At 43.9% G+C, this 6,674-nt stretch carries 6 protein-coding genes; 4 read left to right on the forward strand and 2 right to left on the reverse strand.

Going from position 1 to position 6,674, the window contains the following annotated elements:
• Positions 1-87: 87 nt before the first annotated feature.
• Entirely contained in the window at positions 88-1,911 is a 1,824-nt protein-coding gene (locus tag H6G97_RS42545) for a P-loop NTPase family protein (protein ID WP_190946573.1), read from the forward strand.
• Positions 1,912-2,822: 911 nt separating this feature from the next.
• Here H6G97_RS42545 and H6G97_RS42550 read toward each other — a convergent pair.
• Together H6G97_RS42550 and H6G97_RS42555 are read right to left on the reverse strand one after the other, a co-directional pair.
• On the reverse strand, positions 2,823-2,990 hold the full coding sequence (locus H6G97_RS42550) for a hypothetical protein (RefSeq protein ID WP_190946574.1): 168 nt from the start codon (positions 2,988-2,990) through the stop codon (positions 2,823-2,825).
• The gene (locus H6G97_RS42555; protein WP_099102958.1) at positions 2,980-3,288 is read right to left on the reverse strand and encodes a hypothetical protein; all 309 of its coding nucleotides are present in this window, start codon (positions 3,286-3,288) and stop codon (positions 2,980-2,982) included. The genes H6G97_RS42550 and H6G97_RS42555 overlap by 11 nt, the downstream gene beginning before the upstream one ends.
• Positions 3,289-3,329: 41 nt before the next feature.
• Here H6G97_RS42555 and H6G97_RS55115 point away from each other — a divergent pair, with 41 nt between their 5' ends.
• The 3 genes from H6G97_RS55115 (at position 3,330) to H6G97_RS42565 (ending at position 6,612) form a co-directional block, all read left to right on the forward strand.
• Positions 3,330-3,464, forward strand: a complete 135-nt coding sequence (locus H6G97_RS55115; protein ID WP_277883429.1) for a hypothetical protein — start codon at positions 3,330-3,332, stop codon at positions 3,462-3,464.
• A 148-nt stretch (positions 3,465-3,612) separates the two neighbouring features.
• Positions 3,613-3,822 (forward strand): hypothetical protein, encoded by a 210-nt coding sequence (locus H6G97_RS42560; protein WP_190946575.1) that lies wholly within the window; start codon positions 3,613-3,615, stop codon positions 3,820-3,822.
• A gap of 222 nt (positions 3,823-4,044) precedes the next feature.
• Positions 4,045-6,612, forward strand: coding sequence for a sensor domain-containing protein (locus H6G97_RS42565; protein WP_190946576.1), 2,568 nt, complete (start codon positions 4,045-4,047; stop codon positions 6,610-6,612).
• Positions 6,613-6,674: the final 62 nt, after the last annotated feature.

The following is a 6,674-nucleotide window of genomic DNA, read 5'->3' on the forward strand; positions in this document are numbered from 1 at the left end:
TCCCAAGAGTGAAATACCTTGGGGCTTGATTGGGGTAGGTGCTTTTGTGTTGTTGGTGATTGCAGCAATCGTCAGGGGAACAAACCAATGAAACGCAAACAATTTGAAGAATACTTGCGTTCAGGAACAGCCAACAATATTACTGTGGGGGTGCTGGCAACCATCGGGTTAATTTTTGGGGCAAAATCATTTACAGGAACTCAGATTAGTTTGGTTGAATATTGCTTCATCCCCTCAACACTCACTAATCCGGTTAACCGTCAAAGGTACTGCACTCCCAACAAGCGTTACATAATGCCCGAAGCTGAGTTTTATGCCTCTTCTTATGCACCAGCTAACCCAGAGTTTCAGCGTGATAACTTCTTGCCTACCAAAGCTACCCGTCTAAGAATAATCCCCCCAAGTAACCCGGATAAGGCTTTGTGGGGATTAGCTTCAGTGTTTTTTCTAGGAAGAGCTTTTACCTTATCCAAAGCTAGGGAATGGCGATTGCTACAACTAATACCCTCTGTTAGGGAAGAAATTCGTAGCAATTGGTTAATTTCTAAACTTTGGTCAGGGTTAAGGCTCCATAAGGAAGCATATAGCGCACAACTAGATTACGAATTCCACCAATGGTCTGAGAATAGACGGGTAAGAGAGGCGCAGTTGTCACAGATGACACCGCAAGAGTTAGCCATCTTTCAGGAGCAAGTGAGGTTAAGGGCAGAGGCAGAAGCACGGGTGCAACTGCAACAGGTAACGGGTCAACCAGTCGGCGCATTACCGGGGCAATCAATGCAGGATATCGCCAGGGGTGACGATAAAGTTACTGGCTCTGAACAGCAGACATTAGGACAAAATACTGCAATTAGCCTTGACCCATCAGAATCTCTTGCCCTAAATACTTTGCAAGCCCTAGCCAGAGCCGATAGTTCCACTGCTTTAGTTGCCGCACCAGGAAGCGGTAAATCGGTAACGCTCAATTACTTAATTCAGAAAATCTTGGCAGATTCCCCTAATGCTGATATTTGGGTAATTAGTGCTAAAAATGATAGTTTTTGCGGTTTGCGAGAGAAAGAAAGGGTAATTGTTTTTGACGGGGAAAACCCAGACCTAGCTAAAGAAGTCATTGACCGCTTTTATCTCAACTACAAAAAGCGTAAGCAACTACCAGAATCAAAGCGTGAATCCTTACCACCATTGATTCTAATTCTGGATGACTGGTTAGTGATTGCTGACCAATTAAGCAAGCATTACTCGGATTGGAATTATGGGAGTAAATTGCTTGATGTTCTGCTGATTGGTCGAGAGTTTAATACTAAGTTTATTGCTTCCCTACAGTCTTTTAATTTGGCGGCTTTGGGCATTGAAAAGATGGACGCTCAAACTCGTCTCTGTCTCAATTTATTGTTGTTAGGTAACAGGTATATCAAGAATGGAAGGGAACAAGAATCTTATGGGGTACTGGAGTTGATTTTAAATAGAGGTGACATTATTCCAGGTAAACAAGAACGAGAACAAATTAAGTCTAAATACTTGGATATTAAAGCAGTCTCTTATCAAAACCTCCGCCCAGTTATGATTGCTTCTGTTGGTGGTTTTGTTGTGGCATTAATGCCCATTTTATCTAATAAAGTCAACTCGATTGCTTCGGAGCAGGAATATCTAGATAGAGTATTTGACCTAGAATTTAATTTAAATGCTGCTCACAATGTACATCCAAAGCCATTATCTGAAGTAGCTAAAAAGATTTATGAATACTTCCAGAATGTGAAGTCGAAAACGCCAAAAACATTACGCGATTTGAAGAAAGCAGACAGGTTATCTGGTTATTCAGAGTCAGAATTAATTGATGGAGTAGCTGAATTAGTTAAGACTGAGAAGATAAATTCTGACGGTAATGATAGCTATTCCCTGCCTGATTGGTAAACGGATTGCCGTGATGCCGTGGTCATAAAAAGGGATGTCTTACTGGCTTTTCTGAGTGGACACGGCATACGGCAGCAATCACGGCAATCCATACCCTGTATAGGTCGTAGCCTACGGCACTGCTACGGCAGCACGGACACCCACGGCAGAAGCATCAATAACAAGTCCGCCAATAAACCCCATACAGAGCCAAAATTCACGCATTCCTTCTCTGAAATTCCCTATACCTTTTTTGGTGTGGGGAATTGTTTGTTTTTGGGGTTCAAACGATGCTGTTCTTGGTGATAGCGATGTCTACTTTTTATGCCTGTTGATGGACAATTTTGACATCCTCACCGCCGTGAACGCACGGTGATTCTGGAGTAATGAGTAATGAGTAAATACCTATTTTTCATCCACTCATTACTCATTACTCCTTACTCATTACTTTAAAGCCGTGTTGGAAACACGGGGTTTTAAACCCATTTTTCCGATAAACCTGACGACTAGCCAATTTTCCCCACGCAGAGCCAGAATTCACGTATCCATTCTCTCACTATTCCGGCGTATACGACCTAAACACTGATTATCTCGTGACGGTTTGCTGGAAAGCTTGGGAATTATGTTTTGCTTATGAATCTACATGGCGATGCAGAGATGGTTGATTACCAAAGAATCAGGGTTTGGGGCTTAAATCATAAGCGGACTTTATGACAGCGCTGATATCAGGGTTACAGTCACATTCCTGTTAGCACTTCACCATATATACATCTATTAACCGGGGTGAACTGAGCAGTGATTCCTTCATTTACGCGCTTTTTACTTGATAAGCCGCTCTCAACCCAAGCTCCGCTTGCCAGCCACGAATATCTTTGCGGGAGCTTTGCGCTGCGGGTGGTAGTCGGTGAAATAAACTTTTTACCGAAAGTCTCTCACGTTTTGGGTTCTGTAGTGCGCGTTGCGCTAACTTCCTTTCTTCTTCTTCCAACTTCAGTTACTAGTTGGTGGAAGTCGGAAGTAGCTCGTGGAAGTTGCGATCGCACTCTTGGCGGGCGGGTACGCCATCGCGATCGCGCTTTGAGGTTATCCTTACGGAGCATTCAATATGAAATCTTCTGTAATAAATGCAACATATACTTTGTCGGGTGTTGCGCCTACAGACTGAATAAGACTGTAGACGTCGTTTGCAATCTGTTTACTAGTAACCGAGGGATTGCTGACATTCAGGTAGAGTGTAGTGTTAGGCAAATGCAAATTAACCCGATCAGGAAATAATGAGTTGACATTTAACGCTTGAAAGGTTGTAGCAGTGTCTTCCAATTCAAGTCTTTCCTTTACGCGAGCATTGTCGCCTGACTTGACGTTTTTTAAATCGTAACAAACGATAGCTGTTCTCATAATTTCCCCTATTCAAATGTGAGTAAATAGTTAAATGCCTGATGCTTCAAAATCCTGGTTTATCCCTCACCTTGACCGTTGCCGCGCTGCTCTCTGAGGTACTGCCAGATGCGGTCAATTTGCGATTGCCCCTTGTTAACTCACCCCAACCAACAAATCAAGACCAAACATTATAACGTGCATTAAGGCTATCAAGTTCTGGGGTGAGTTAACAAGGGGAGATCGAGACTTTAAAAGTTAGCGCTTTCGCTACAGGACTGGAGTAAGCCATTGTCCAGCCCAAATCGCGCAACTACCAAAATTGAGAGGCCAAGTCAGGGCCCCTTGAATTCACAAGAGGATAACTCAGCCTTATTAAATGTACCATTTCGATTATTTTTACTACTAGTTAAAGCTGAAATAATCTTGCAGCCGTTCATCGTGCGGTTGCACTCTGGAATAGGCCGCCAACCGTGGGCGCGGTTGTGGTATTTGTTGCGCGGTTTTGATGATGGGAGCGGTCAAATTAAAGAAATTCCGCTCGTGTTGGGGTAAAGCCGGGATACGTGTAAATTGGGACACGTTGTAAATAAATGTTGGTCTTAAAATATGATGATAACCGCCAGCGTTTGCAAAAGCAGATGAGCGATTCAATATCAGAACTTATTTAGCGCAGTCTAAAATTTGAATATATAACTTATAACTTGTAATTTTTAATATACGTGCCTTTTTTAACTCGTCGAACTCACGTTTCACTAGGTTGCCAATGCTTCATTTATGGAAAAACAGCAACCCTTCTCCCTCAAGCAGATTTCTTCAGAGGATTGGGAAAATACGCCAGAGAATGTGAAGTGTTTGGTAGAATCCAATCTAGCAAGTGCGGCTTTATCAGAAAGCCAAAGCCGTCTAATTCAATTTCTAGATGCTACCCCCATTGCGATTGCTGTCCACGATTCAACAGGGCAACTTATTTACATAAATCATATCGGACGGGCATTGCTAGGCGCTGATCACCTATTAGAACTGAGTCCAGCTCAACTCTCAGAAGTCTTCCAGTTCTACCGTGAGGGCAGTCAGACCCTCTATCCCTTTGAAGCGTTACCCAGTACTCGGTCTCTGGCTGGGGAAAAGGTTTGGGTTGACGATCTAGAAATTCATCGCGGTGATCGGGTGGTTTCTCTAGAGGTTTGGGCAACCCCGATTTTTGGTGATCAGGGTCAGGTGACGTATGCGATTGTTGCGTTTCAAGATATTAGCGATCGCAAACGCCGGGATTTAGAACAGCAGATCGTCGAAAATACTCTGCTCAAAAGTGAACGCCGCTACCGCCAGGTGATCCAGGTACAAACGGATTTGATTATGCGATCACTGCCGGACACCACCATTACCTTTGCTAACGATTCTCTGTGCCTTGCTCTGGATCGATCTTTGGAGGATGTGATTGGATGGCGATGGAGTAGCTTTGTACCTCCAAAGGATTTAGACGAGTTGTATCGCAAAATTGCAGCACTCACTCCAGAAAACCCAATCTTTGAAAGCATCAATCAGGACTATCGCTCCAATAACCAGATTGGCTGGACACAGTGGATTAACTTGGGGATTTTTGATGAGCATGGGCAGTTGACCGAAATTCAATCGACCGGGCGAGACATCACGACATTGCAGGAGCAAATTCAACGTGAACAAGCCCTCAATCGAGTTTTCCAGTCCATCCGCAACTCCCTTGAGTTAGACACCATTTTTGCCACCGCTACGGCAGAAACAGCGCAACTTTTGAAAAACCTGGACTGCTCTGTAGTGCAATATCTGCCAGAACAGGGTATTTGGAAACATATCGCTGAATTTCACCACAATCCAGACACTCCAACAGTTATTGGTCTTGAGATTCCCGATGTGGGTAATCCCTTTGCGGCTCAACTCAAGCAGTTGCAGATTGTACGGGTGGAAGATACAACGAACCTGGACGATGAGATTAACCAGGAAGTCGCCCAACTCATACCCGGCGCTTGGTTACTCATTCCCCTGGTGATTGAAGATACCCTGTGGGGCAGTTTCACGATTACAGCGCCTCAACAACGGTTTACCTGGAGAGATAACCAGATTGAAATAGCCCAGTCCGTCGCAGACCAACTGGAGATTGCGATTCAACAGGCCAATCTTTACCAACAGTTACAATTGGAACTAGTGGAACGTCGCCGGGTGCAAAATCAGTTGAAACATGATGCCCTCCACGATGGGCTAACGGGGTTGCCCAATCGCCATCTCTTCATGGAACGGTTGGAATTAACTATTCAACGAGCCAACCGTCTCGAAAATTATCATTTTGCTGTTTTATTTCTCGATCTTGATCGATTCAAGGTCATCAACGATAGCATGGGGCATTTAGCAGGGGATCAATTACTCATTGCCATTGCTCAAAAACTGCAAGCCACGCTCCGAAAAATCGATCTCGCAGCTCGACTGGGTGGCGATGAGTTTGTGATCCTACTTGAAGAAATTAAGGATATTCAAGAAGTACTTCGCATAACAGAACGGATTTTTGCAGAGTTGCAAACACCCCTAATAATTGAAGGGCGTGAAGTATATACGACATCTAGCGTTGGTATTGTGTTGGGTACAAAAGACTACGTTCAAGCCTCCCACCTGTTGCGAGATGCTGATATTGCCATGTATCGGGCAAAAAACAAAGGCAAAGCACGGTATGAAATTTTTGATACTGAGATGCATACTCAAGCTTTAAATCGACTGCATTTAGAAAACGATCTGCGCCGAGCGCTTAAGTGCCAGGAATTTGTGCTTCACTATCAACCAATTGTTGCTCTGGACACTGGACATCTTGTTGGCTTTGAAGCACTGATTCGTTGGCAACACCCAACCCAGGGGTTGAAATTACCAGGAGAATTCATCGCTATAGCTGAGGAAATTGGACTGATCACGTCCCTGGATTATTGGGCTATTCGTACAGCCTGTTATCAACTAGCAGCATGGCAAACTGCTTTCCCTGAGCATTCTTCTATGAGGGTAAGTGTCAATCTCTCGGCACAAGATTTACGGCAGACTGATCTGCTAGAAAAAGTCGATCTCATTCTCACTCAAACCCACTTGAATAGTTGTTGCCTGACGTTAGAAATTACCGAAAGTATGTTGATTGAAGACATTGAATCTACGATTAGTCTACTCAGCCAGTTGAAAGAGCGAGGGATTCAAATTAGCATTGATGATTTTGGCACGGGATATTCATCGTTAAACTATCTCCACCGTTTACCTGTGGATACTCTTAAGGTTGATCGCTCCGTAAACGTTCACAGGAGTTATCCTGCTACTGTAAAAAATAAGTACACGTAAATGGTAGATTAAGAGGCATGAATGAAAACTGCCTCGCCTACGGAATCGAAATTTCCGACTTA

Source organism: Nostoc flagelliforme FACHB-838 (assembly GCF_014698065.1).
GTDB lineage: Bacteria > Cyanobacteriota > Cyanobacteriia > Cyanobacteriales > Nostocaceae > Nostoc > Nostoc flagelliforme_B.